At 66.1% G+C, this 24,434-nt stretch carries 15 protein-coding genes; 6 read left to right on the top strand and 9 right to left on the bottom strand.

What is annotated here, in order from left to right:
• A partial coding sequence (locus ON34_RS23435; RefSeq protein WP_040783068.1) for a non-ribosomal peptide synthetase occupies positions 1 to 9,061 on the top strand: 9,061 nt, incomplete at its 5' end.
• Between the two features lie 153 nt (positions 9,062 to 9,214).
• Here ON34_RS23435 and ON34_RS23430 read toward each other — a convergent pair.
• Positions 9,215 to 11,530: an ATP-binding protein gene (locus ON34_RS23430; RefSeq protein WP_051023019.1), complete on the bottom strand. Its 2,316-nt coding sequence runs from the start codon at positions 11,528 to 11,530 to the stop codon at positions 9,215 to 9,217.
• 186 nt (positions 11,531 to 11,716) lie between these two features.
• Positions 11,717 to 12,052, bottom strand: coding sequence for a hypothetical protein (locus ON34_RS23425; protein ID WP_040783035.1), 336 nt, complete (start codon positions 12,050 to 12,052; stop codon positions 11,717 to 11,719).
• Positions 12,053 to 12,554: 502 nt separating this feature from the next.
• Here ON34_RS23425 and ON34_RS23420 point away from each other — a divergent pair.
• Positions 12,555 to 13,124 (top strand): Uma2 family endonuclease, encoded by a 570-nt coding sequence (locus tag ON34_RS23420; RefSeq protein WP_040783034.1) that lies wholly within the window; start codon positions 12,555 to 12,557, stop codon positions 13,122 to 13,124.
• 29 nt (positions 13,125 to 13,153) lie between these two features.
• On the opposite strand, the gene ON34_RS23415 is transcribed toward ON34_RS23420, so the two are convergent.
• The 3 genes from ON34_RS23415 to ON34_RS23405 are packed head-to-tail and all read right to left on the bottom strand — an operon-like array spanning position 13,154 to position 14,804.
• Positions 13,154 to 13,768: a YHS domain-containing protein gene (locus ON34_RS23415; RefSeq protein ID WP_040783033.1), complete on the bottom strand. Its 615-nt coding sequence runs from the start codon at positions 13,766 to 13,768 to the stop codon at positions 13,154 to 13,156.
• Positions 13,765 to 14,247, bottom strand: coding sequence for an anthrone oxygenase family protein (locus ON34_RS23410; protein ID WP_245548162.1), 483 nt, complete (start codon positions 14,245 to 14,247; stop codon positions 13,765 to 13,767). The genes ON34_RS23415 and ON34_RS23410 overlap by 4 nt, the downstream gene beginning before the upstream one ends.
• Complete coding sequence (locus tag ON34_RS23405) at positions 14,244 to 14,804, bottom strand: peroxiredoxin-like family protein (RefSeq protein ID WP_040783029.1); 561 nt, start codon at positions 14,802 to 14,804, stop codon at positions 14,244 to 14,246. Before ON34_RS23405 ends, ON34_RS23410 begins: the two co-directional genes overlap by 4 nt.
• 71 nt (positions 14,805 to 14,875) lie before the next feature.
• Here ON34_RS23405 and ON34_RS23400 point away from each other — a divergent pair, with 71 nt between their 5' ends.
• Together ON34_RS23400 and ON34_RS23395 are read left to right on the top strand one after the other, a co-directional pair.
• Positions 14,876 to 15,487: a TetR/AcrR family transcriptional regulator gene (locus tag ON34_RS23400; RefSeq protein WP_040783026.1), complete on the top strand. Its 612-nt coding sequence runs from the start codon at positions 14,876 to 14,878 to the stop codon at positions 15,485 to 15,487.
• Positions 15,488 to 16,451: 964 nt separating this feature from the next.
• Positions 16,452 to 18,698, top strand: a complete 2,247-nt coding sequence (locus ON34_RS23395; RefSeq protein WP_157172391.1) for a hypothetical protein — start codon at positions 16,452 to 16,454, stop codon at positions 18,696 to 18,698.
• A gap of 267 nt (positions 18,699 to 18,965) precedes the next feature.
• On the opposite strand, the gene ON34_RS33770 is transcribed toward ON34_RS23395, so the two are convergent.
• Complete coding sequence (locus ON34_RS33770; protein ID WP_051023018.1) at positions 18,966 to 19,736, bottom strand: hypothetical protein; 771 nt, start codon at positions 19,734 to 19,736, stop codon at positions 18,966 to 18,968.
• 210 nt (positions 19,737 to 19,946) lie between these two features.
• Entirely contained in the window at positions 19,947 to 20,534 is a 588-nt protein-coding gene (locus tag ON34_RS23385; protein WP_051023017.1) for an IS110 family transposase, read from the bottom strand.
• Positions 20,535 to 20,837: 303 nt separating this feature from the next.
• Between ON34_RS23385 and ON34_RS36270 the strand changes: the two genes are divergently transcribed.
• Complete coding sequence (locus ON34_RS36270) at positions 20,838 to 21,413, top strand: hypothetical protein (protein WP_157172390.1); 576 nt, start codon at positions 20,838 to 20,840, stop codon at positions 21,411 to 21,413.
• Positions 21,414 to 21,591: 178 nt separating this feature from the next.
• Here the strand turns inward: ON34_RS36270 and ON34_RS23380 are convergent, their stop codons facing one another.
• Complete coding sequence (locus tag ON34_RS23380) at positions 21,592 to 22,038, bottom strand: MarR family winged helix-turn-helix transcriptional regulator (RefSeq protein WP_051023016.1); 447 nt, start codon at positions 22,036 to 22,038, stop codon at positions 21,592 to 21,594.
• 132 nt (positions 22,039 to 22,170) lie between these two features.
• Between ON34_RS23380 and ON34_RS23375 the strand changes: the two genes are divergently transcribed.
• The gene (locus ON34_RS23375) at positions 22,171 to 22,875 is read left to right on the top strand and encodes a DUF3159 domain-containing protein (RefSeq protein ID WP_040783021.1); all 705 of its coding nucleotides are present in this window, start codon (positions 22,171 to 22,173) and stop codon (positions 22,873 to 22,875) included.
• Here the strand turns inward: ON34_RS23375 and ON34_RS23370 are convergent.
• Positions 22,827 to 24,338 (bottom strand): hypothetical protein, encoded by a 1,512-nt coding sequence (locus ON34_RS23370; protein WP_157172389.1) that lies wholly within the window; start codon positions 24,336 to 24,338, stop codon positions 22,827 to 22,829. The genes ON34_RS23375 and ON34_RS23370 overlap by 49 nt on opposite strands.
• Between the last annotated feature and the right edge of the window lie 96 nt (positions 24,339 to 24,434).

Genomic DNA, 24,434 nt, shown 5'->3' with positions numbered 1-24,434 from the left:
CGGTTTGTCGTTCCAGAACCTGGCGCAGGCGGCGTTGGAGCTGCCGGGTCTGAGTGTGTCGGGGTTGGACATCGACACCGAGTTGTCGCAGTTCGATCTGCACCTGATCGCGACCGACCGTTACGACGACGCGGGCGAGCCTGAGGGCATCACCGGGTTCTTCACCTACGCGACGGATCTGTTCGACCGGGATACGGTGCAGGGCTTCGTGGATCGGTTCGCGCGTCTGCTCGGTGAGATCATCGCCGCGCCGCGTACGCCGGTGGGTGATCTCGAGCTGCTGGACGCGGCCGAGCGGACCGTGCTGATCTCCGGGCGTAATGCGACCGAGCAGGCGGTGGACACGTCCGCGACGCTGGTGTCGCTGCTGGACGCTACCGTCGCCGCCGGGCCGAAGGAAGTCGCGCTCGTCACCGACGAGGGCGAGTCGATCACCTACGGTGCGCTCGATGCGCGGGTGAATCGTCTTGCGCGGCATCTGATCTCGCTCGGTGTCGGACCGGAGTCGCGGGTCGCGCTCGCGTTCCGCCGTTCGGTCGATCTGATCGTCGCCATGTACGCCGTGGCCAAGTCCGGCGGCGCGTACGTGCCGGTGGACCCGGATCAGGCTGCCGAACGCACGAGCTACATCCTCGAGACCGCCGCGCCGGTGTGCGTGCTCACCAATGCGGACGCGGAATTCGAGACCGATGTCGCGCCGGTGGTGCGGATCGATGAGCTCGACCTGTCGGCAGTGAGCGCGTCGCCGGTCACCGACGCGGATCGTGTGGTGCCGTTGCGGCCGGAGAATACGGCGTATGTGATCTTCACGTCTGGTTCGACGGGTCGGCCGAAGGGTGTGGCGGTTCCGCATGGTGCGATCGCGAATCAGTTGCAGTGGAAGTCCGTCGAGTTCGGTCTCGACGCGGCGGACGCGATTCTGTTGAAGACAGCGGCGACGTTCGATTTGTCGGTGTGGGAGTTCTGGTCGGCGGCCGTCTGTGGTGGTCGGCTGGTGATCGCCGCACCGGATGGTCATCGTGATCCGGCGTATCTGAACGAGTTGATGGCTCGGGAGTGGGTGACCACGCTGCATGTGGTTCCGTCGATGCTGGATGCGTTGATCACGGCCGGGATGCCGAATTCGTTGTGGCGGGTGTTGGCGATCGGTGAGGCATTGCCGGGTGCGGTCGCGCAGAGGTTCCTGCGGGAGTATCCGCGTACGGAGTTGTTCAACCTGTATGGTCCGACCGAGGCGGCGGTGTCGATCACCAGCCATCGGGTCACCCTGGCCGATGAGACGTCGGTGTCGATCGGTGTCCCGGAGTGGAACAGCCAGGTCTATGTGCTGGATTCCCGGTTGCGTCCGGTGCCGGACGGTGTGTCGGGTGAGCTGTATTTGGCGGGTGCGCAGTTGGCGCGGGGTTACTTCGGTCGTGCGGATCTGACCGCGGATCGTTTTGTGGCCAACCCGTTCCAGCCGGGTGCGCGGATGTACCGGACGGGTGACCTGGTCGCGTGGAATGCCACCGGCGAACTCGAGTACCGGGGTCGTACGGATTTCCAGGTGAAGATTCGTGGTTTCCGTATCGAGTTGGGTGAGATCGAAGCGGCGCTGTTGGCGTTGCCGCAGGTCGCGCAGGCGGCGGTGATCGCGAAGTCGGATCCGAAGACCGGTGACCGGCTGGTGGCGTACCTGGTCGCGGCCGATGCCGATGCCGATGCCGATGCCGGTGTTGGTGTTGGTGTTGGTGTTGATGTGGCGGCGGTGAAGTCGGCGCTGTCGGCGGGTTTGCCGTCGTACATGGTGCCGTCGGCGTTCGTGGTGTTGGATGCTCTGCCGTTGAATGTCAACGGCAAGCTGGATCGCAAGGCGTTGCCGGAGCCGGAGTTCGAGGTTCAGGTGTTCCGTGCCCCGTCGACCCCGATCGAGGAGATCGTGGCCTCGGTGTTCGCTGAGGTGTTGGGTGTCGAGCGTGTCGGCGCGGATGACGACTTCTTCGGTCTGGGTGGTAATTCGCTGTTGGCGACGCAGGTCGCCGCGCGAATCGGTGCGGCGTTGGATGCCCGGGTGCCGGTGCGGGTGTTGTTCGAAGCCTCGACCGTGGCTGGTTTGGCCGCGAAGGTGGAGCAGCATGCGGGTGCTGGTGGGCGTCGTGCTCTGGTGTCTGGTCCGCGTCCGGAGCGGATCCCGTTGTCGTTGGCGCAGCAGCGGATGTGGTTCCTCAACCAATTCGACACCGCTTCGGCGGTCAACAACATCCCGGTAGCCGTCCGGCTGACCGGCGACCTCGACGTCGCCGCACTGCAACTGGCCGTCGCGGACGTGATCGCCAGGCACGAGACCCTGCGCACCGTCTACCCCGAGCAGGGTGGCGCGGCGCATCAGGTGATCCTGCCCGCCGACCGCGCCGTGCCGGACCTGACACCGGAAACCGTCGCGCCCGAGGACATCCGGCACCGGATCGTCGAGGTGGTCTCCGCCGGATTCGACGTCACCACCGAGATTCCGTTGCGGGCCAAGCTGTTCCGCGTGACCGATGCGGGCGGCGGGGCGGGAGCCGACACAGCGTACGTCCTCGTGTTCGTGGCGCATCACATCAGCGCGGACGGCTGGTCGATGGGCCCGCTGACCCGCGACGTGATGCTGGCCTACGCGGCCCGCTCGGCCGGGGTGGAACCGGGCTGGGCGCCGCTGCCGATCCAGTACGCCGACTTCAGCCTCTGGCAGCGCGACGTGCTCGGCTCCGAGACCGACCCGGACAGCCTGATCTCGCAGCAGGCCGAATACTGGCGCGCCGCGCTGGCCGGTCTGCCCGACGAGCTGAACCTGCCCGCCGACCGCCCGCGTCCGACCACGCAGTCGTTCGCCGGTGGACGCGTGGTGTTCCCGATCGAGGGCGAGCTGCACCGCATGCTCACCGAGATCGCCAGGGAGCAGAACGCGACGCTGTTCATGGTCGTGCACGCGGCGCTGGCGCTGTTCCTGGCGCGCATGTCCGGGACCGACGACATCGCCATCGGCACCCCCATCGCGGGCCGCGGCGAAGCCGAACTCGACGACGTGATCGGCATGTTCGTCAACACGCTGGTGCTGCGCTCGCACGTGGACGGCGACCTGACCTTCGAACAGTTCCTGGCCCGCACCAAGGACGCCGACCTGCAAGCGTTCGCGCACGCGGACCTGCCGTTCGAGCGGCTGGTGGAACTGCTCAACCCGGAGCGCTCCACCGCGCGGCACCCGCTGTTCCAGGTGGCGCTGTCGTTCGAGAATCTGCCCGAGAGCAGCTTCGAACTGCCCGGACTGCACGTGGGCGCGGTCGATTTCGACGTCGACACCGCCAAGTTCGACCTGTCGCTGACCATCCGCGAGGCCGGGGAGAACCCCGACGACGCGGGCATGTACGCGGAGTTCTCCTTCGCGCGCGACCTGTTCGACGACGAGACCGTGCGGGTGTTCGCCGAGCGGTTCACCAGGCTGCTCACCGCGATCGCCACCGACCGCCAGACCCCCATCGGCGACCTGCCGCTGCTGGACGAAGCCGAGTACCACCTGCTCACGCACGTGCACGGCGAGGACGTCATGGCCACCGGCCTGCTGCCGGACCTGCTCCAGCGCGGCGCGAAGTTGGATCCGGAGCAGATCGCGGTGCGCTACCAGGGCCGCTCGATCACCTACCGCGAGCTCGACGAGTACTCCTCGCGCCTGGCGCGGGTGCTCATCGCGCGCGGTGTGGGACCGGAGCGCATCGTGGCGCTGTCGTTCCCGCGTTCCTACGAGATGGTCGCCGCGTTCTGGGCGGTGGCGAAGGCCGGCGGCGCGCACGTGCCGATCGACCCGACCTACCCCGAAGACCGCATGCGGCACATGGTCAACGACTCCGGCGCGGTCATCGGCATCACCGCGAGCGAATACGTGGACCAGCTGCCGCGGGACGTCGAGTGGCTGCGCATCGATGATCCGGAGTTGGGCGCGCTCGTCGAGAGCCAGTCCGCCGCGCCGGTCACCGACGCCGACCGGATCTCCTCGCTGGCCATGCGGCACCCGGTGTACGTCATCTACACCTCGGGTTCGACCGGTATGCCCAAGGGCGTCACCGTGACCCACGCGGGCATGGGCGGCCTGGTCGGCGTCGCGACCGACCTGTACCAGCTCGAGTCGCACCACCGGTTCCTGCACATCTGCTCGCCCAGCTTCGACCCGTCGGTGCTGGAGTGGCTGTGTGCCGCCTACACCGGCGCGACGCTGGTGGTCGTGCCGTCGACCATCATCGGCGGCCCGGATCTGGCCGAACTGCTGCGCACCGAGCGGGTGACGCACACGATCATCACCCCGGCGGTGCTGGGCACGGTCGACCCCGAAGGCATGGAGGCGCTCGAGGTGGCCTCCGTCGGCGGTGACGTCACCACGCCGGAGCTGCTGGCCAAGTGGTGGCCGGGCCGCAAGTACTTCAACGCCTACGGTCCGACCGAGACGACGATCATCTCGTCGTACGCCGCGCTCACCCCGGGCAGGCACATCACGATCGGCCGCCCGGTGCGGGGCATGTCGGCCCTGGTGCTGGACAACCGGCTCAACCCGGTGCCGCCGGGCGTCGCCGGTGAGCTGTACCTGGCCGGTGGCGCGCTGGCGCGCGGCTACCACAACCGCCCCGACCTCACTGCGGAACGGTTCGTCGCCAACCCGTGGAGCAACGAGGGCGCGCGGATGTACCGCACCGGTGACGTGGTGCGCTGGTACGCCGAACCCGGTGAGCGGGCGGGCAACGCCGCACTGCCGTCGGTGCGCTGGGAGCTGGACTACGTCGGCCGCTCGGACTTCCAGGTGAAGATCCGCGGCTTCCGCATCGAGCTGGGCGAGATCGACACCGTGCTCGGCAGGCACGAGGACGTGGAGTACGCGATCACGCTCGGCCGCCAGACCGCGGCGGGCGCGACGATTCTGGTGTCCTACGTGCTGGCCACGCCGGGCCGCGAGATCGACACGGCGCGGCTGACCGAGTACGCCTCACGCAGCCTGCCGCCGCACATGGTGCCGACGGCGATCGTGGTGATCGACGAGATCCCGCTGACCCCGGTCGGCAAGCTGGATCGCAAGGCGCTGCCGGAGCCGGAGCTGGCTCCGCGCGAGTTCCGCGCACCGGCCAACGAGGTCGAGGCCGTCATCGCCGAGGTGTTCGCCGAAGTGCTCGGTGTCGAGCAGATCGGTTTGGACGACTCGTTCTTCGCGCTCGGCGGCGACAGCATCCTGTCCATCCAGCTGGTGTCCCGGGCGAAGGCGCGCGGTGTGCTGTTCACGCCGCGTGACGTGTTCGAGCGGCGCAGCGTGGCCTCGCTGGCGGAGATCGCCACGTTCGGCGCGGGTGCCGAGCAGGCGCGGCTGGAGGAACTGCCCGGTGGCGGTGTCGGCGAGATCCCGCTGACCCCGATCATGCGGCAGATTCTCGCGAGCGGTTCGTCGTATCAGCGGTTCTCGCAGACCATGGCGCTGCGGCTGCCCGACGGCATCGACCGGGAGACCCTGGTCGGCACCATCGCTGCGGTGTTCGACCACCACGACGTGCTGCGGTCGCGGTTGCGCCGTACCAACACGGACTGGACGTTCGAGGCGCTGCCGAAGGGCGCGGTCGACGTCGACGCCCTGGTGCACCGGGTCGACCTGGCCGCCGACGCCGACGACGCGGAGCTGGCGCGGGTCGCCACCGAAGCGCTGGACGCGGCGATGGGCAGGCTCGATCCGGCGAACGCCGCGATGGCGCAGTTCGTGTGGTTCGCCTTCTCGGCGGGAGCGACGGGCCCGGAGGAGGCAGCGCGCGTAACCACGGAGGGACCCGCGGACGCCGACGGTGGACACCGCGGGCGGCGCGATGTGCTGCTGATCGTCGCGCACCACTTCGTGGTCGACGGCGTGTCCTGGCGCATCCTGATCCCGGACTTCGCGGTCGCCTGGTCGCAGCTGGTCGCCGGTCAGCCGGTGGCGCTGCCGGCCAACGGCACCTCGATGCGGCGCTGGGCGCACAGCCTGGTCGAAGCGGCGCGCGCGCCGGAACGGGTCGCGGAACTGCCGTTCTGGCAACAGGTTTCGGCCACGCCGGACCCGTTGCTCGGCTCGCGGGCGTTCGACCCGGCCGTAGACACGTTCGCGACCGTCGAGCGGGTCGAGGTCACGGTGCCCGCCGAGGTCACCGACGCGGTGCTCACCGCGATCCCCGGCCTCTACCGCGGCGGGGTGAACGACGGCCTGCTGTCGGCGCTGGCCATGGCGGTGGCCCGCTGGCGCGGTGACGGCTCGGACGCGGCGCTGATCAAGCTGGAAGGCCACGGCCGCGAAGAGGACGTGGTGCCCGGTGCGGATCTGTCGCGCACGGTCGGCTGGTTCACCTCCGCCTACCCGGTCCGGCTCGACCTGGCCGGCGCCGATCTCGCCGACGCCTTCGCCGGCGGCGCCGCGCTGGGCGAGGTCGTGAAGTCGATCAAGGAGCAGTTGCTCGCGGTGCCCGACAAGGGCTTGGGCTACGGCCTGCTGCGGCAGCTGAATCCGGAGACCGCGCCGAGCCTCGGCTCGTCGGGCCAGATCAGCTTCAACTACCTGGGCCGCATGTCGGCCGGGGAGATCCCCGAGCAGCTCGCCGAGATCGGCTGGGTGCCGGTGGCCGACCTCGGGCAGCTGGATGTCGACATGGACCTCGACATGCCCGCCAACGCGACGATCGATATCAACGCGATCGTCACCGAGGGGGCCGACGGCCCGCAGCTGGGTGCGTCGTTCGCCTTCCCGACCGGTCTGCTGACCGCCGAGCGGGTCCAGGAGTTCGCCGACCTCTGGGTGCAGGCGCTGACCGCGTTGGCCACGCACGCGCGGCGGCCGGACGCGGGCGGCTTCACGCCGTCGGATATGCCGCTGGTGCGGGTGGGGCAGCAGGACATCGAGGTGTGGGAACAGACCTACCCGGCGCTGACCGAGGTGTGGCCGCTCTCGCCGCTGCAGTCGGGTCTGCTGTTCCACGCGCTGATGACCCAGTCCACCGTGGACGTGTACACCATGCAGGCCGTGGTGGACCTGGGCGGAACGCTGGACGTGGCGCGGTTGCGGTCGGCGGCCCAGGGCATCATCGACCGGTACCCGAACCTGCGCACCGCGTTCGTCACCGACTCCGACGGCCAAGCCGTGCAGGTCGTGCTGGATCGGGTCGAAGCCCCGTGGCGCGAGGTGGATCTCACCGAGCTGCCCGCCGAGGCGCGGAACGCGGAGCTGAAGCGTCAGGTCGCGGTGGAGCGGGCCACGCACTTCGACATGGCCACGCCGCCGCTGATGCGGTTCACGCTGTTCCGCAGCGACGCCGAGCAGTGGCACCTGGCCATCACCACCCACCACATCCTGCTTGACGGCTGGTCGATGCCGCTGCTCATGCGGGACCTGCTGGTGCTGTACGCGGCGCGCGGCGATCAGACCGCGCTGCCGCGGGTGGCCTCCTACCGCAACTTCCTCGGCTGGCTGGCCGGACGCGACCGGGAGGCTTCGCTGCGGGCCTGGGCGGCGGCGCTGGACGGCGTCACCGAGCCCACCCAGCTCGCGCCGCAGCCACGGTCGGCCGCGGAGGACTACGAGATCGGCACGCTGACCACCGAGATCGACGCCGACCGCACCCGCAGGATCACCAAGCACGCCGCCGAACTCGGCGTCACGGTGAACACGCTGGTGCAGGCGTCCTGGGGCATCCTGCTCGGACGTCTCACCGGCCGCGGTGACGTGGTGTTCGGCGCGACGGTGTCCGGCCGTCCCGCCGAGCTGCCCGGCGTCGAGTCGATGGTGGGTCTGTTCATCAACACGCTGCCGGTGCGGTTGCGGATCGATGACCGCCAGAGCATCGGCGAGCTGCTGGAGCGGTTGCAGCGCGAGCAGGCCGACCTGCTGGAGCACCACTATGTAGGGCTCACCGACATCCAGCGGGTGGCGGGTACCGGGTCGCTGTTCGACACGTTGATGGTGTTCGAGTCCTATCCGATGGACAAGGAGGCGATTTCGGCCGCCAGCTCGATCGATGGCATGTCGGTGACCGGTGTCGGTGTCAACGACGCCACGCACTACCCGATGACGTTGCTGGTGATGGCGGAGTCCAGCATCGAGTTGACGTTGCGGTATCTGGGCAGCCGGTTCACCGCCGAGGAGGTGCAGATCCTGGCCCAGCGTCTGGTCCGGGTGCTGGAAGCGCTGCTGGGTGACCCGGACGCCCTGGTCGGTGACATCGACATCCTGGACGCGGACGAACGGGCCCGGCTGCTGGTCGAATCCGGTGTCGCGGCGGCGGCTTCGGCGCCGGAGCCGGTCGGCCGGGTCGGCGCGCACACGGTGGCCAAGGTGCTGGCCGAGGTCGTCGAGGAGGACCCGGAGGCGCCCGCGCTGCTGGCCGGGGACGACGAGGTCGCCTACCACGTGCTGGATCGGCGTTCCTCGCAGCTGGCCAGGTTGCTCATCGATCGCGGTGCCGGACCGGGCGATGTCGTCGCGGTGGCGCTGCCGCGCTCGGTGGACGCCGTGGTCGCGGTGTGGGCGGTGCAGAAGGCCGGTGCGGCCTGCCTGTTCGCCGGTGATCTCACCCCCGAGCAGCTGGCCGTCGCGGGCACCGGATTCGGGATCACCCGGCAACCGGTGCCGGACAGCGACATCCGCTGGATGGCCCTCGACGACCCGCAGGTGCGCGAGGACCTCGCCGCGGCCGCGTCGCATCCGGTGTCCTACGCCGACCGAGTGCGCCCGCTCGGCGAAGAACATCCGGCGTTCGTGGTCACCACGGCAACCGGGGTGGCCACGCTGTCGCAGTCCGAGGCGCTGGCCCGGGCCGAACAGGTGCGCGAGGAGTACGAGATCACCTACGAGTCGACCACGTACGCCATCGCCACCTCCGGCCGCCCGGCCGCGTTGGAGTTCCTGGCCTCCGCCACTGCGGGCGCCCTCTCGGTCCTCCCGACCGGCGACCCGGCGGCCGACCTCACCGAGGCCGAGGTCACGCACTGGTTCGTCGCGCCGGGCGACCAGACGGAAACGGCGGACGACGAGATCACGATCGTGGTCGTGGAATAGGGACACCTCGAGTGACGCCGATGCCGCAGGCCCAGCCCTCCCGGGCAGGGCCTGCGGCTTTCGTGTCTACCGCGCCACTACCCGTCCGCTTTGCGCGGTCACCCGGTTCTCAGCGGGTTCCGGGTTCGAGGTACATCCGCTTCGCGGCACGCGCTACCGCACTCGGCCCTCCCGCGCCATCCAGGCGGCGATCTGTGCCCGCGACGAGAAGCCGAGTTTGCCGAGGATGTTCTCCAGGTGCCGGTCGACGGTGCGCGGTGATACTACGAGCCGTTCCGCGATCTGCCGGTTGCTGAGCCCTTCCGCGACGAGTTCGGCCACCTGCTGCTCGCGTGCGGTCAGCACGGTGTCCGCGCGTTCCGCGATTTCCGCGGCGCATTCATGGCGGCCAAGCGCGTAGGCGATCGCCTGGTCGTGGTCGAGACCTTCGCCCCGTGCGCGTTCGGCACGCAACACCGCCTGGGGCAGGGACGCGGCGACGGTGCGCTCGCAATCCGCGTGTCGGTCTCCCACGTGTGGTCCGAACGCAGTGATCGAAGTGCTGATCCGCCGCCATTCCGATCCGACCGCGCCCAGCAGCCGCGCCGCACGCCGGTGTTCGCCGCGAGCGGAGGCGATCCAGGCCAGCAGTTCGATCATCAGCGCCGTGCCGACACGGTCGTTGAAACCGCTCTGGATCTCGAGCGCTGCGCAGGTCGAGACGGCCGCCTCGTCGAGCTCGCCGTGGACATACCGGTCGAAGGCGAGAGCCCACAGAGCGTACGACTTGCTCCACTGTTCGCCGCATTCGTCGGCCGAACGAATCGCCTGCCGGGCCGTCGCGTGCGCTCTGTCGTCACCGGCGTGCGCCTGGGACATAGCCAGCTGGAACAGGGTCAGCCGGACGAGATCGTCATCGTCGGGGAACTCCGCGACGACGCGTTCGAAGGTCGCGATGGACTCCGCGAGGCGGCCACGGAACAGCTCTGACGTGCCACGAAGGCTGTTCGCCCAGGCTATGGCGCGGTGGTCCGCCACCGCGGCGGCGAGCGTGACGCACTCGTCGAGCGCCCCGTCGGCCTTGTCGTGGTCGCCTTGCAGCAGCATCACCCATGCCGCGACCCACAGCGCCGGGATCCGTTCGGGGCTGTATCGGTCGGCGCGGCGCAGCGCTCGATCTGTCCAACTCCGTCCGTCGCCGAGGAATCCATCGGCGCACCAGTGATAGCGCAGCGCGGTGACCAGAGACAGGGCCTCGCGGGCAGCGGACGGCTCATGAGTGGCCCAGTCGAGTGCCACCTGGAGGTTGCCGTGCTCGGCGCGCAGCTCGGCCAGACCGGCCGCCTGATGAGGCCCGTTCCACTCCCCGGCAACCCGCTCGGCGAGTGCGAGGTAGTAGTCGCAATGCCGCTTGCGCAAGGCGTCGGTCTCACCCAGCTCGGTCAGCCGGTGCGATCCGTAGTCACGGATCGTCTCCAGCATCCGGTACCGCGGCAGGCCGTCGGTCGGGGTGAGCGCCAGGATCGACTGCGCGACCAAGTGGTCGATCAGGTCCAGAATCCGCTCGCGCGGCAGGTCTGGACCACTGCACACGCCCTCGGCCGCGGCCAGGCTGAATCCTCCGGCGAACACCGACAGGCGCGCCCACAGCAGCTGCTCCGCCGGTCGGCACAGCCCGTAGCTCCAGTCGATCAGCGCTCGCAGTGTCCGCTGCCGCGGCGCCGCGGCCCGCGTGTCGGTGGCCAGCAGAGTGAACCGATCTTCGAGCCGGTCCAGGAGCGCCTGCAACGACAGTGACCGGAGCCGCGACGCGGCGAGCTCGATGGCGAGCGGGATTCCGTCGAGCCGGTCGCACACCCGGACGACCGCGTCCGTGTCGCATTCGGCCGGGGTGAGTTCCGGACGCACCGCTCGCGCGCGTTCCAGCAGCAGTGTCGGCGCTTCGAAGGCAGCCAGCGCCGTCGGCGTGATCGGCGTGTCCGAGGCGGGCATCGATAGCGGCGCCACCGGGTACACGTGCTCGCCCACGATCCCGAGCGCTTCCCGGCTGGTGGTCAGAATCCGCAGCTCGGCACAGGACCTCAGCAGCCGGTCACACAGCGCACCGCACGCTTGCACCAGATGCTCGCAGTTGTCCAGCACGAGCAACGCGTGCAGGTCGGCCAGGTGGTCGACGAGCTGCTCGTCGGCGCCGCGGTTGGACATGTCGACGATGCCTAGGCTGGTCATCACCGCACGCGCCACCAGATCCGCGTCTCCTACCGCGGCCAAGTCCACCAGCCAGACCCCGTCCGGGAACGACTGGCCGAACGCGGCCGCGACCTCGGTGGCCAGCCGTGTTTTCCCGACCCCGCCCACACCGGTGAGCGTGACCAGTCGCGCGGTCCCGAGCAGCTCCCGGACTTTGCGGATGTCCCGCTGCCGTCCGACGAAGCTGGTGAGCGGGAACGGCAGGTTACCGACCACGCGAGCGGGCTTGCGTCGCGCCATGAGACAAATCTAGCCGCGCCGAAAGTGCCGGTGGGATTATTCACGGCCAGCTGCGCCCGCCCACGTCGAGGAGAATTCATCATCTGTCTGGAGGTTCACGCCGTTGTGAACCGCGGTCGGCGCCGTTGCCGGGCAGCGCGGGGTCGAACCCCCGCACCTCGGGACAGACCGAGCATTTTCATGTCCTCAGGTCCGGGGAAAGTCTTTATCTGTGCGGCCTCGCCAGAGACACCAGCGTCCCAGGCGAATTCCGCGGTCACTTCGGTCCCCTCGGTCCACCGACTGCTGGCGTGTCGGAATGAGTTCGTTCCAGAATTCGCGGCGCACCGCGTCCCACAGCTTCGTGAATCCCGGAAGGAGTTCACGTGCTTGCGCGAGATCCGGATAAATGTGGGGGCCGAAGGACACGACCGGCGCGGCATCGGCCGCGTTGTGCACCGCGACGATGGAAATCAAATGCCCCTGAGACAAACGCCACGAGACGCGCAGCCCGTCGACTTCGATACGACGCACCTCCGTCATCGCCGATCACCTGCGCCTTACGCCCAGCTCAGTGCGGCCATCGGCGGCCCGGGGCGAGCGGTGACGCGCCCAGGTCGGCTGACGATCGGGCGCGATCGGGCCGCGTTCCGCCCGGACTCTGTTCCACACCGTCACGTCGACCTCCTCTCGTTACCTGACTGCCTGAGCATCACAGACCCCGCACTGCGCCGACATGCGTGATGTCACCCACTCGCGCACCCATATCCGCAGCTCTCGGGCCTATTGGGTGATGCGGAGTCCGCTCCCGGATGTGCCGACGGACGGCGCCCGTACGATCACGCTCCGTCCGTCCACCGCAGGTCGGCGATATCCGCTCATGGTGGCCGCGCACTCTTGCCGATCGCGCAGCACTGCGAGAGCACGCGGCCAGCGTGGCCGGGTTTCGGCCATCGAGTTGGTTTCGGTGAGTCGGTTACAGTCAGGCCGGACTCGGCGGCGATCATTCGCCATCGTTCGACGAGGTTGGAGGTGATTCCTGGCGATGCCGGTTCCTCGTGCCGAGACCTGGACGGCCGCCGACCTCGACCACATGCCCGAAAATGGACTGCGTTACGAGGTGCTGAACGGCCAGCTCGTCGTGAATGCCGTGCCGACGCCTCGGCATCAGTGGCTGATCGGATCGCTAGGGCGTGTGCTAGAGGCGGTGTTGCCATCGAATCGCCTCATGCTGGCAGGCGTTGGCGTGCTCATCGATGACGACGAGCCGATTCCCGATCTCATCGTGGTGTCCGACCCCATCGAATTGGATACCAGAGGAGTTCCTGCTCATCAGGTAGAAGTCGTGGTAGAGGTGGTGTCCACATCTACGACGTTGCAAGACCGCATGGTCAAACCCGTGGTCTATGCAGAGGCGGGTATCCCGAACTACTGGCGGTTCGAGCCCAACCCGTTCAAAGGCCAGCTACCAGGCGAGTCCCTGCCGGTTCTGTTCGCATACGAACTCGGGGCCGACCACACGTACGAGCTGACGCACAGGGTGGCCGCTGGTGATGCGGTCACCCTGCGCAGTCCGTTCGAATTCACGATCGATCCCGGATCATTGCTGCCCTGAGCGCTGTGGACAGCTTTCGCTGACACACCTCAGAGCGGGACGGCGTGTTCCTCGGCGAAGACCTTCCGGCAGACTGGTGCGCAGAAGGCGTAGTCGGTGCCGTCGTGGGTGAGGGTGAAGCGGGCGGTGGACAGTTCGACGGTCATGCCGCAGACCGGGTCGATGGCGTAGCCCTCCGGAGCTTGCGCGTGCTCGCCGGAGGCGCGGTATTCGTCGGTCATCAGTTTGGTGATCTCGGTGATAGTGAGCGGTCGGCCGAAAGTGCCGACGTTGTGTTCGCGGAGGCCGACGATCTGGACAACGCAGTGCGGGTCGCGGGTCAGTCGGTGCGGATCAGATTCGAACTCGGCGATGGCGTCGGTGATCAGGGGGATCACATGATTACCGAATTCGCTGTTGCCCGCCCATGCTCCGGGGACTGTGAGTCGCGCCAGATAGCGAGGTGCGGTCTTCGGGTCGGTCCCGCCGGTCGCCCAGACTTCGGGGCTGCGCACCAGAACGTGGGTCAGCTCACGGGCTTTCGCCAGCACCGATTCCGGTGCGCCTGGCTCGGTGGTCAGGTCGCGCAAGATCCGTTCGGCCAGCTCACGTTTGCGGTCCGCAGTCAACGTGTCATCGGAGACGAACAGTTCGACGGTCATCATGGGCGTGCCTCTTTCGCGTAGCGCAGGGTGGTCAGAACGACGAGCACGAAGGCCACGAGCGCACAGGCTGTGCGCGCGAAGTGGAATGCCTCCCAGCGGCTGAGGATTTCGGCGTAGTCGGCGGGCGGGCCGCTGACGGCCCACACCTTGATGTCCTGGTTGATCGGGACGTTGCCCAGGCGGGTGATCAGAAACGCCGCTACGGCGAGCGCGGCCGCGCCGCCCGGGAGCAGGCGGGACCGGCCGGTGGAGCGGACGGCGAGCACCAGTGTGCTGAGGATGGTCAGACCCATCAGCGACTGCATGACCAGGCCGTTCACGCTCATCAATGCCGTGTGGAAGGTGAAGCGCACTTCCAGCGGCACTCGGCGAAAGGCGTACAGGACGTTGACCGCTCCATATCCGAACGCACCGGCAAGCAATCCACCGAAGACCAACGCGAATGCCCTTGCCAAGTGCGGTCTTTCGATGATTCTCACGCTCGGCGCTCCACCGCCGGTACCAGCGCGAGCAATTCGTCTACCGACCATTGGTCGTAGACGTGCGCGCCGAGCTTCGCGGCGAGCACACGTCCGTCGGGCGCGATCAGGAAGTCCGCGGGCAAGCCGAGGCTGCCGCCTTCGGGCTTGGTGGGCGGGGCGGCCTGCTTGCCCCGGAGCGTCGCCCAGGCGTCGTGGGCCACGCCGCGCAGGATCGCGGGCCAGCCGCGCGGGTCGAGCAGTGCGCGAGGCGAGGTCTCGACACCGAACTCGCGGTAGAGCTTCCGGCTCGGATCGGCGATCAAGTCCAGCGGCAGCTCGGCGGTGTACTTGCGCAATTCCTCGGCGCTGGAATGGAAGACGACCACCTCGCGAATGTCCGCCGCGGCGATTTCCTGCCTGCGGGCCACGATCGAGCGCAGGTGCAAGTTGCACACCGGGCATCCGGCGAATCGACGGAACTGCAGGTGGATCAGGCAATCCGGGTCCGGCACCTGGACTTGCGCACCGGAGACGGTGACCAGCGTGCGCTCGGGGACAGCGGTCGGTAGCGGCATGGAAGCTCCTCTCGTAGGTGTACTTTGTACGCCTACGACCAGTATGCGCGTAGCTTGTACGCTGTCAACCCATGCCCCGTCCTCGCTCGCTGACCACCGCCGATCTCGCCTCGGCGGCCCTGGCCGTGCTCGACCGCGACGGCTTGGCCGCGCTCACCATGCGTGCGGTGGCCAAGGAGCTCGGCGTGGCCACCATGGCGCTGTACCGCTACGTCCGCGACCGCGACGAACTCGAGGTATTGGTCGCCGATCACGTGTTCGCCTCGATCGACACGACGCTGCCCGCCGGGATCGACTGGAAAGCACGCGCGGCGCTGCTGCTCGAACACATCCGGGCCGGGTTCGCCGCCCATCCGGCTGCTGTGCCGCTGGTGCTGCGGCATCGGCAGTCGTCGGTGGAATCGCTGCGCGTGATGGAAGCGATGCTCGCCGTGCTCACCGAGGGCGGTTTCACCGGACGCGCACGCGTGATCGCCCAGCGCACGCTGATCGCCTTCCTGATCGGCTACCTACAGAACAAGCTCTACGCGCCGCTGCCGGGCCGAGGGACGCTCGCGATCGCCGAACTCTCCCCTGAGGACTACCCGCATCTGGCGCAGACCGCGAGCCAGGCCAAGGACATGACTGCCGATGACGAATTCCGAGGTGGTCTCGAGATCGTGCTGCGGGGCTTGCGGCCTTAACAGTAAAGTGCCGGCGACCGCGGACTCCGGCCGCATGCGCGGAAGCGCGCCACTGGAGTCGCGGATGCTTCATCAACGGCGTGGCTGTCCGTCGGGACCTGCTCCGCCACTGCCAGCGGTCTCTTCTCATTCGAACCGTTCCGTTCACGCACACCGCTCGACTCACGAAAGTGATGGAAGGTCGCCGCGGGCGGATTCGTCTACGGCCCCACCCAAACCTTCCTCGTCCGTAACGCCCGCGACGGTATCGCGACCCGAACAGGCAGCATCAATCGCAGCCCGCGCACTTTCATCAGACCTTCATTTTTCTCAGAATCGCAATGGGCGCACTCTGTCAATCCCCGAAGGAATGCGCAGGAATGCCAGAAAACCGGCGGTGTTGCACGCAACATGCAGTGCCGTACGAAGTAGGTTGCGGCACCAACACCACTGTGCCACAACGATTCGGCAGAACCGATGACACGCCCCCAGGGGGACCTCGCCCCTTACAGCGGCGAGGCGTTCTGTATCGCCGGACCGAGGTTGAAATAAATGTGAGATATGAGGAAATGGTGAGAAGTCCGATTCATGTGTCGTAGCCGAGTGATCGGTTGAACTAGTGTTCACGCTACGTCTCGTGAATTCGTCAACGGCAGATGTCTACGGCACATATAGGAGTATCGATGAGTTTCAGCCGACTATAGCCATGGACATTTGTGTTTGCCACTTGCCTCTGTCATAAGAGCAACCAACCCGCCCGATTCCGCGCGGAAGGAACGAGAAGAAATGCTACGATGGTACTGAATGCAGGAGCCGCGGTAGGTAACGCGATGGAGTCCCGGTGATATCCGGGCGTTCCCGGACTGGGGTTCGGCGGCCTTGGGGGGATTTGGTGTTGGCGGCAGATTCCAGGCGGTGGCGGCCGAGCGCACTCCCGCGGCGGCTCATCAGCTGGGTAACTGCTTCGCGCAGGCGGGCCAGGGCAGTGTGGTTTCTGGCCGCCGGGTTCGTGCTGGTGGTATTTCCGGGTTTGCTAGGTGCGGTGGGGGTGGCGCAATCCGGAACGAGCACGGCGGGCCGGTCGGGGGTCGCGGTTTTGGGCTTTATGGATGTGCGGGACTCGTCCGGGGTCCGGTTGACCGACTACATTTTCGCAACCAGGCACGGCGGGTTGTCCGATCCGCTGGTTACGGTGGTGTCGATGGTGCTCGGCCTGGAGTTCGTTGGCTATCTGGTCTTGGTGACCAGCGCGGTCTGGGTAATCGGCTACGCGCTCAGCTTCGGCTGGCTGGATCCGTTCGGGCGTGCGTTGACCGGTGTAGCCGACGCGCTGACCGGGCAGATCGCCACCCCTCTCATCCTGATGACCGCGGTGGCGATCGGGGCGTTCTTCGTCGCCTGGTTCATCGTGCGCGGCCAATCCGCCAAGGCGACCACGCAAGTGGTGACCATGATCGGGGTCGCGCTATTCGGTCCGATCTTTCTCGCCGAGCCACTCGGCGACGTCCTGTCCGCACACGGACTGCTGGCCCAAGGTCGTGATCTGGGTATCTCGGTCGCGGCCGGGTTGAACGGCAACAACAACCCGAATCCGGCGCAGCTGGTCGCGACCATGCAAGAGGATCTGGCCGACAACTTCGCCCGCCGCCCGGTGCAGGTATGGAACTTCGGGCACGTGATCGACCAGTCGCCACGCTGCGCCGCAGCATGGTCGGCAGCCGTCCGGACCGGCGACGACGACCGGGTCATCAACAGCATGCGCGCCTGCGGTGACACCGCGGCCTACGACGAGGCCGACAACCCGAGCATGGCCCAGATCGGATCCGGGCTGGTACTGCTGCTGTGCGGGACGATCCTGCTGCTGTTCGGGATATACCTCGCAATCAAGATCATGTGGGCCGCATTGGATGCCGTCTACCACGGATTCATGACCATCTTCGGCTTCGCCGCGGGCGGATTCGTCTACGGCCCCACCCAGACATTCCTCGTCCGCAACCTTGTCGACAGCTTCATCGCGGCCGCGCGCATGGCCGTCTACACCATCTTCCTCGGCGTCTACGTGCTGTTCCTGGGCAACCTTTTCCACCAAGCCCAAGACCAAGTCGGGGTCGTGCTCGTCCTCGGTGCCTTCGTGGAGATCATCGCCCTCCTGCAACTACGTCGGCTCAGCGCTGGCCTGGTCCGCGGCAATGAATGGATCGCCAACCGATTCGCACTGGCGATACAGAGCGGCGGTATGAATCAGGGTTCGGGTGGCGGAATGGCACTGGGAATGGGTAACGCAGGTGCGGGCAACTCGATGTCCCCACTAGGAGTACTCGCCGCCGCCAGCACCATCAACAACTCGCCGATCACCGGCTGGCTCGCCGGCCGCAACAACCCGCTCAGTCGTTTGTCCTGGCTGGACCACCTCGATAAGAAGAACAAAGCGAAGGGCCTGGCGACTCGAGACCTGAGAGAGGCTGTGCACGGTGTGCTGTATGACCGCGTTTCCCTGGCCGAGGTCGCCAGGAAGGGCATAGCAGAATCTGGGGCTCGCCGCGGTAGCCAATTAGCCGCAGCCTTCGCCGCGGAGTATGTAACGCACGATGCTGGCGGGACGGCTGGCGTGGATTATGCTCTCAAGATGGCTGGAGTGCCCGTGAAGCGCAGGGCGCCGGCCAAGATGGCACAAGTGGACATAGAACGGCATGTGGATAAAGAGGCGCTGGCCTCGAAGCACATCGGACGCGTTCTCGCTGCTACCAAGTATTTCGAGAGGGATTATCTGGTTCCGGAATTGGCGGACGCCAGGTTGTCCGCATTGATGGCCAACGTCAATCGGTATCGATACGAATATTCCAACCCTGTCACGATTTCGAAGCGTCTGGAAAGTCTCGGCAAAAGCTACCTGGACAGACCTACCAAGGAATTTATCGACAATCTGCAGAAAGCTGCGGACGGCGTTCCGGATGTATTGGTCGACGGTTGGAGCTTGAGCCAGACCGCCGCAGACCGGTTGAGGGACTGGATGGCGTACGAACACCCGCGCCGCGTCCAAGCGGCCGCCAATTGGGTAGCCGAAAATCCAACCGAATTCGAACGGATCCGGAGGCTTCGTTCGGAGGTCGACAAGGCCGCCCAGACAGACCAATGGCAAAATGGCCGTAATATAACGGGCAATACCTCACTCCCGCAGCCGGACACCGTACTTCATCCACTCTTGCCCATCCCGAAAGAATTCTGGCCGTAATTCAGAAACCACGCTGATCGGTACCAAGGTTCATCGCGCAGGGCCCCAAGCCCTCCGTTCGGGCTGTAAGGCTTTACCCTCCTTGCGGTAATGCGTCACACCGAGTATGTGCATAGTCGATGCGCACGCTCGGCGTCACGTCCTCGGCTATCACGCCGCTGTCGACCGGGCCCTGGCGTCGCACACGGGCCAGGCTCATCAGCTTGCGGTTGAGGTCCCGACGGCGTGACCGTCTCCCGGGGCCGAAAGTGCGACAGAGACAGACTCTTACCCGCCGAGGCCAGTGCCGAGAGGGAACACGCCGGGTGGTACCGACGCGGGGTCTTGGACGGCGATCAGGGCATGCCCTTCGACGCGGGTGTGCGGTCCGACTGCCGTCGGATCCACCGATCCGTACGCTGCGACAGCCGCGGGGCCACAGCGCGGGCGGCCGTCCTCTTTGTCGTCATCGATATCCGCATACCACATCAATGTCGCGTCCACTTCAGCCCGATGTGGCTCACCGAAGACCTCATCCTGATCCGGGGAGTCGCCGTACATATATAGCCGCACCAGCTCACCATTCTCGGCCAACGCCCACCCCGCGTAGCCGTAGTCCGCGCCGTACCAATGGGCCGCGCCGAATCGTCGACTCAGCCGCTCCAGAAACGAGCGCATGGCGTCGCCGGAATCGTACGGAAGGTCGTAGCCGCAGACCACCGTCCAGTCATCCCATCGCGGCGTCACGTACACACCGCCGCGAGCCCACACACTCAGGCCGAGTTGCTGAGGCGCGGGGATCGCGCAGGTGAGACGAAGTTCATCGAGCAACGCGTCGTGATCTCCAGTAGGCACGGCCAACCAATCGAAGAGGACATCACCGTTTTCCTCGCCGAGCGGCCGCGGAGTCTCATAGGCGCTCATGCCCCGCAACAGGTGTCGGAGCTTCGCCTGCACATCGACGTCCAAGGCACGCCAGCCACCCACATCGGCGACCGCGGACAGGTCCCCATCGGCGAATCGACGCGCGGCAGCGATCAAGGCTTCTTCATCGAGCATAGCCCATCAAAACACCTGCGCAGCATGGATGACCAGCCCTCAGTCATCACCTTCTTGGCCCCTACACGCTGACATGCCGCGATCAGGGCTGGCCGCGTTTTGTCGCTCCAGTGGTGGGCGGGTGTTCCGGCCATCGACCCTCGAGAATGTAAGCAAGGATCTTGTCTATACTTCTGAGGCACACTGTCATAATCTGTAGGTAAAGGAGGTTCAATGCCGATGATGCGCAAGAGGCTTGTCGAACATACAGTTGGAGGCTTTGCGGTCGTAGAACCGCCGCGATTCGGGGCAGCGTCTGATGGAGACCATGGCCGAGTAGTAGAAGACGCGGTTGAGGCCGCGGTGGTAGCGCTTGGGGCGGTGCGGGTTTGCGCGTATTCGTCCGGAATCCCACGGTGCTGGGGCGAGTCCGGCGAACCCGGCCAGCCGGTCCGGGGTGGTGAAGAAGGCCGTGTCGCCGCCGGTGGCGGCGAGGAATTCCGCGCCGAGCAGGGTGCCGATGCCGGGCAGGCTGGTGATCACCTCGGCCAGTTCGTGGCGGAGAAGTCGGCCCTCGATGAGCGTGTCGGTGTCTTTGATCCGCTCGTTGAGGGCCATCACCTCCTCGGCCAGCGTCGCGATCATCGACGCGGTCAACTGCTCGCCCGGCAGGCGGGTGTGCTGGCGGTGGGCGGCTTCGACCGCTGCGGCGGCGAACTTGCCGGGGATTCTGACTTTCCTTGCCCGCAACCAGGATTCGAGCCGGGCAGCGCCGACGCGGCGCAGCGCGGTGGGGGTCTGGTAGCCCGACAGCAGCATGGGCCGCCGGGACGCTACAGCCCCGAACGACCCAGGAAGAAAGGTAGGGTGCGATGGGCCGACACCCCAGTGGGGCGCGATCGATAACCTTCGCAGCAATGCAGGGTTGCGCCCCGGTCGCGGTAGAGTCAGCCACCGCCCCGAACGGTTGCATTACATCCAGCCTTGCGTGTGACTGGAGTTACCGGATCATTCTGGGCACGCTCAACGTCGCCCACCCTGACCTATACACGCCCTCCTGGGGGCGGTTCCCCCCGGCAATCGCCACATTCAGCCGTCCCGAGGCAAGTGAGATCAACGACCATGTCCGACGATACTCAATCTTTTCCCAGGTACATTACTTACGAAATCGAATTCCCCCTATATCGTCCAGGCGGGTCGGAAGTACTCGAACACACCATCGATATGGGCGAGTTGGCAATCGACAGGCTGGCGGACTTGTTACGCACTGGAACCCCTGAGAATCCTTCCCAGACCATACCCGAGCTGAGACGCGAGCTGAGACTGGACAGGCTGAGCGAAATTGCTGGAGACTCAAAAATATACGAGAAATATGCACAAAGAGTTGAAAATATTGTAAATTTGAGGACCTCTATTATAAATTCTTCCAGAGCGGTGAACGGCAAGGAAGGAGAGGTGGCAACCTTCCTCACTCAGGCGCTCGGACGCATCGAAGATGCCGTTCGATCTCTCAACGAGGGGCTTGAATCCGCGACCACGGGCAGTGGAAACAGGATTGCTCTCCACACCGAGGCCGAACTCATCGACGCCATATTCAAGACGGTTGGAACTGTGGCGGATGAGGTTCGCGCAGCAGCCGACCGGCTACGTGACGTAATACGTGATATCGACTGGTACAGCCAAGTGCACGCGGGTTGACCATCGATAGAGTGAACCGAAACCCTTTGGCAGCTCTGCTCGTTGAGTTCAGGTGATCGAGCTGGGCGAGCCGTCCACAATCCCATTTCGGACACCGGCGCCAGACCGTGATCGCGGAAGATCAACCCAGCCGCCGATGACCGCGCGGAGCATTCGTGGGGTGTGTCGATCGACTGGTTCAGTCCCATTTGTTCAGGAGAGTGGTCAAGGTATCGCGCAATTGGGTCATGCGCTCTGGTCCGAGAATTCTTTCCCAGTCGCGTTCCAGAGCTTCCATGCTGTCACGCAGCACGCGGGTCGCGGTGCGACCGCGCGGGGTGAGACAGACCAGCTTGGCGCGGCCGTCTCCGGGGTCGTCGATGCGGGTGAGGTAGCCTGCGCGTTCGAGTGTTCCGATGACCTGCGCGGCAGCTTGACGCGTCACTCCGAGCCGGGATGCCAGATCCGATGCCCGCAACCCGCCGCCCAGTAGAAGCGGAAACAGCTGCAGCGCATGACGTGGGAGTAGGTCGGCCATGCCCTTCTTGGTGAAGGCTTCGGTCAGCCTGACGCTGTTCAATCGGGCAAGGTAGTAGACCAAGGCCGGCGGCGCAGGCGAGGAGGGGATAGCAGAGTGCTCAGTCATTCTCTGAATTCTGCCACCTTGCCATTTGGCAAGTTCCTTGTATAAACGTGGCTGATGATTGGCGGATCGACCCAACTATGGCGGCACGTACTCCGACCTTCGATAAGACCCCTAGCAGAGGGAAGACCGACGATGTGTTTCAAGAAATGCTCATGGGCGGTTCGTTCGGCTGGGCTGCGCAACCGGTTCGCCGCGGTGATCACGTCGCCGGATGTGCCGCTGTCGGACGTTCTCGGGGGTGGACGCGGCCTGGTGGATATGGCGTCGCCGCATCTGCTGTATGTCGTGGTTTATGTCCTGACGCGAGACGTGCCGAACGCGGTGTGGTCGGCGCTGGTCTGGGGTGGTGGGCTGGTGTTGGCCCGGGTAGCGATGGGACAGCCCTGGCGGCAAGCGGTCGGCGGGCTGGTCTTGGTCGTGCTGTCGGGTGTGCTGGCCATCGCTACCGGCCGCGGGGTTGATTTCTATCTGCCGCACATGGTGCGGGGCATGGTCTGGGGGGTGCTCCTGCTGCTTTCTCTACTGGGGCGGCGCCCGCTCGTTGGTGTGCTCGTCGGGCCGGTGATAGGGGGGACGGCCTGGCGGCGGGATCGGATCCTGCTGCGGGCCTACCGGCAGTGCACCGCTGTCTGGGCAGCCGTAGTCGGCTTCCGGACAGCGGTGCACATACTGCTCTACTTCGCGAACAACGTTGTCGCCTTGGGAATCGCACACCTGCTCATGGGTGTCCCGTTGTTCGTTATCATGATGTATATCAACCTGCGGATCCTGCGCCGAGGCTATGCCGCCTACCGGGACCGGCAGCCGACGGCCTCGACTTCAGCTGTTGACACGTAACGAATCTCGGGATAGTAGGGTCCCATGCTCTGCTTCGGGTCGGCAGGGTCGGCGTTCTGGATCGACTGACCGAAATCACTGGCCGGCAGCATGTTCCGCATGATCAGCAGGTCCGAACCGGAATCGCTGGGCAGCCAACCGATTCCGCAGCCACCGATGGCGTTCGCCGGACGGCCTTCCGATGCCGACACAACGATAGTATAAAAGCCATCGGCATCCACGGATGTCTCGTCGTCCACGACACACGCTGTTACGGCGGTCGAAACCGGATTATTGCTGCACAGCGACCAGTACCGCATCTGCCCAGAGCCCATCGTCGGCTGCCTTCGGTATGTGGCCGGGGTGGCCGGTAGCTTTCCCCGGATCACCGCTACCCGGCCCGGTTCGAGCATGGTGGCGAGATATTTATTGTCCGGGTTGGGGTAGTAGGCGCCGCCTGCGGTCGGCTTCCAGCCAGTCCACTGCTGTGGTGTCACGCGGGCGGGCAGCCGCACTTGGCTCGGCGGATACGCCGCATGCGGGTCGTGGACGGTGTTCGCTGCTGCACAGTGGGACAGCTTATGGTTCGTGCCGTCAGGCAGGGCCAAGGTAAGTTGGGGAAGTCCCGTGCCGCCGGTGGCGTCGAGTCCGGCGTCGGGACGATAGACGCGGTAGATAATCGGGACGAGCCCGATGGCATCACCAGTGTAGAGGGTATTGGCCTCGGGCTGTGTCGGCGGTACGCCCACCACGATACGAACGGTATAGTCGCGCGCTGAGCCTTCCCGGTCGGCGCCGTTGCCGAACGGATTGACACTACCGGCGTCTGCGGCGATGACCTGATCGTTGAGCGAGCTCGATACTTCCCCGTGTCCGGTATAGGTGGTGAATGACATGTATCGCGCATGCGGGAAGTTTCCGTGGATGGTCAGGCTCGCGCCGGGGATCGCCGGCAGGAATGTCTCCCAGTAGTTGGCGAATGTGTCCGGATAGGCGACGTTGAGCGTACCAGCACCGATTCGTGGACTCCACCCGCAAGCAAGATCGGCCGTCATGCTGTCGGCGGGGACGGCTCCTACATCGGCCGATCCTATCGTGGCCGGTGCGGCCGTCGCGCATCCGAGGACCACCGCGAATGCCACTGATCGCGCACGACCGGAGCGGGCAGGGCGCATCCCAGGATCACCCCGAACGTCGCCGATCGCGCGCGACCGCGATGCCGACCCGCCGCTGCGCCGGCCTTGCCAATCGACAAGCGTCTTGAACATCAACGATTCAATCTCCTTCAGAATGTGGTTGTTGCACCAACATTGTGGTGGAATTATAGACAAGAACCTTGCGTAGCTTACAGAAATCGGCTCGGCGGGCGGATACGATCGGTCCACAGCATGCAGGTAATCATCGGCCTTCTGGCGGTCCGAGGATGCCTTCGATGAGCGTCGTCGGGTCGGCATCCCGAGCACGAACGAGAACCGACGGCTCACGACGCGATGTCTCGACGACAGCTATCGAACCTGCGCAGGGCATGCCCTCCACGGCTTCCTGCGTAACCCGGGGACGCTGCGCGCCTCCGACTCGGC

Source organism: Nocardia pneumoniae NBRC 100136 (genome assembly GCF_000308755.1).
Lineage (GTDB): Bacteria > Actinomycetota > Actinomycetes > Mycobacteriales > Mycobacteriaceae > Nocardia > Nocardia pneumoniae.
The sequence above is the reverse complement of the archived record's forward strand: the minus strand, read 5'-3'. Positions and strand labels throughout refer to the sequence as shown.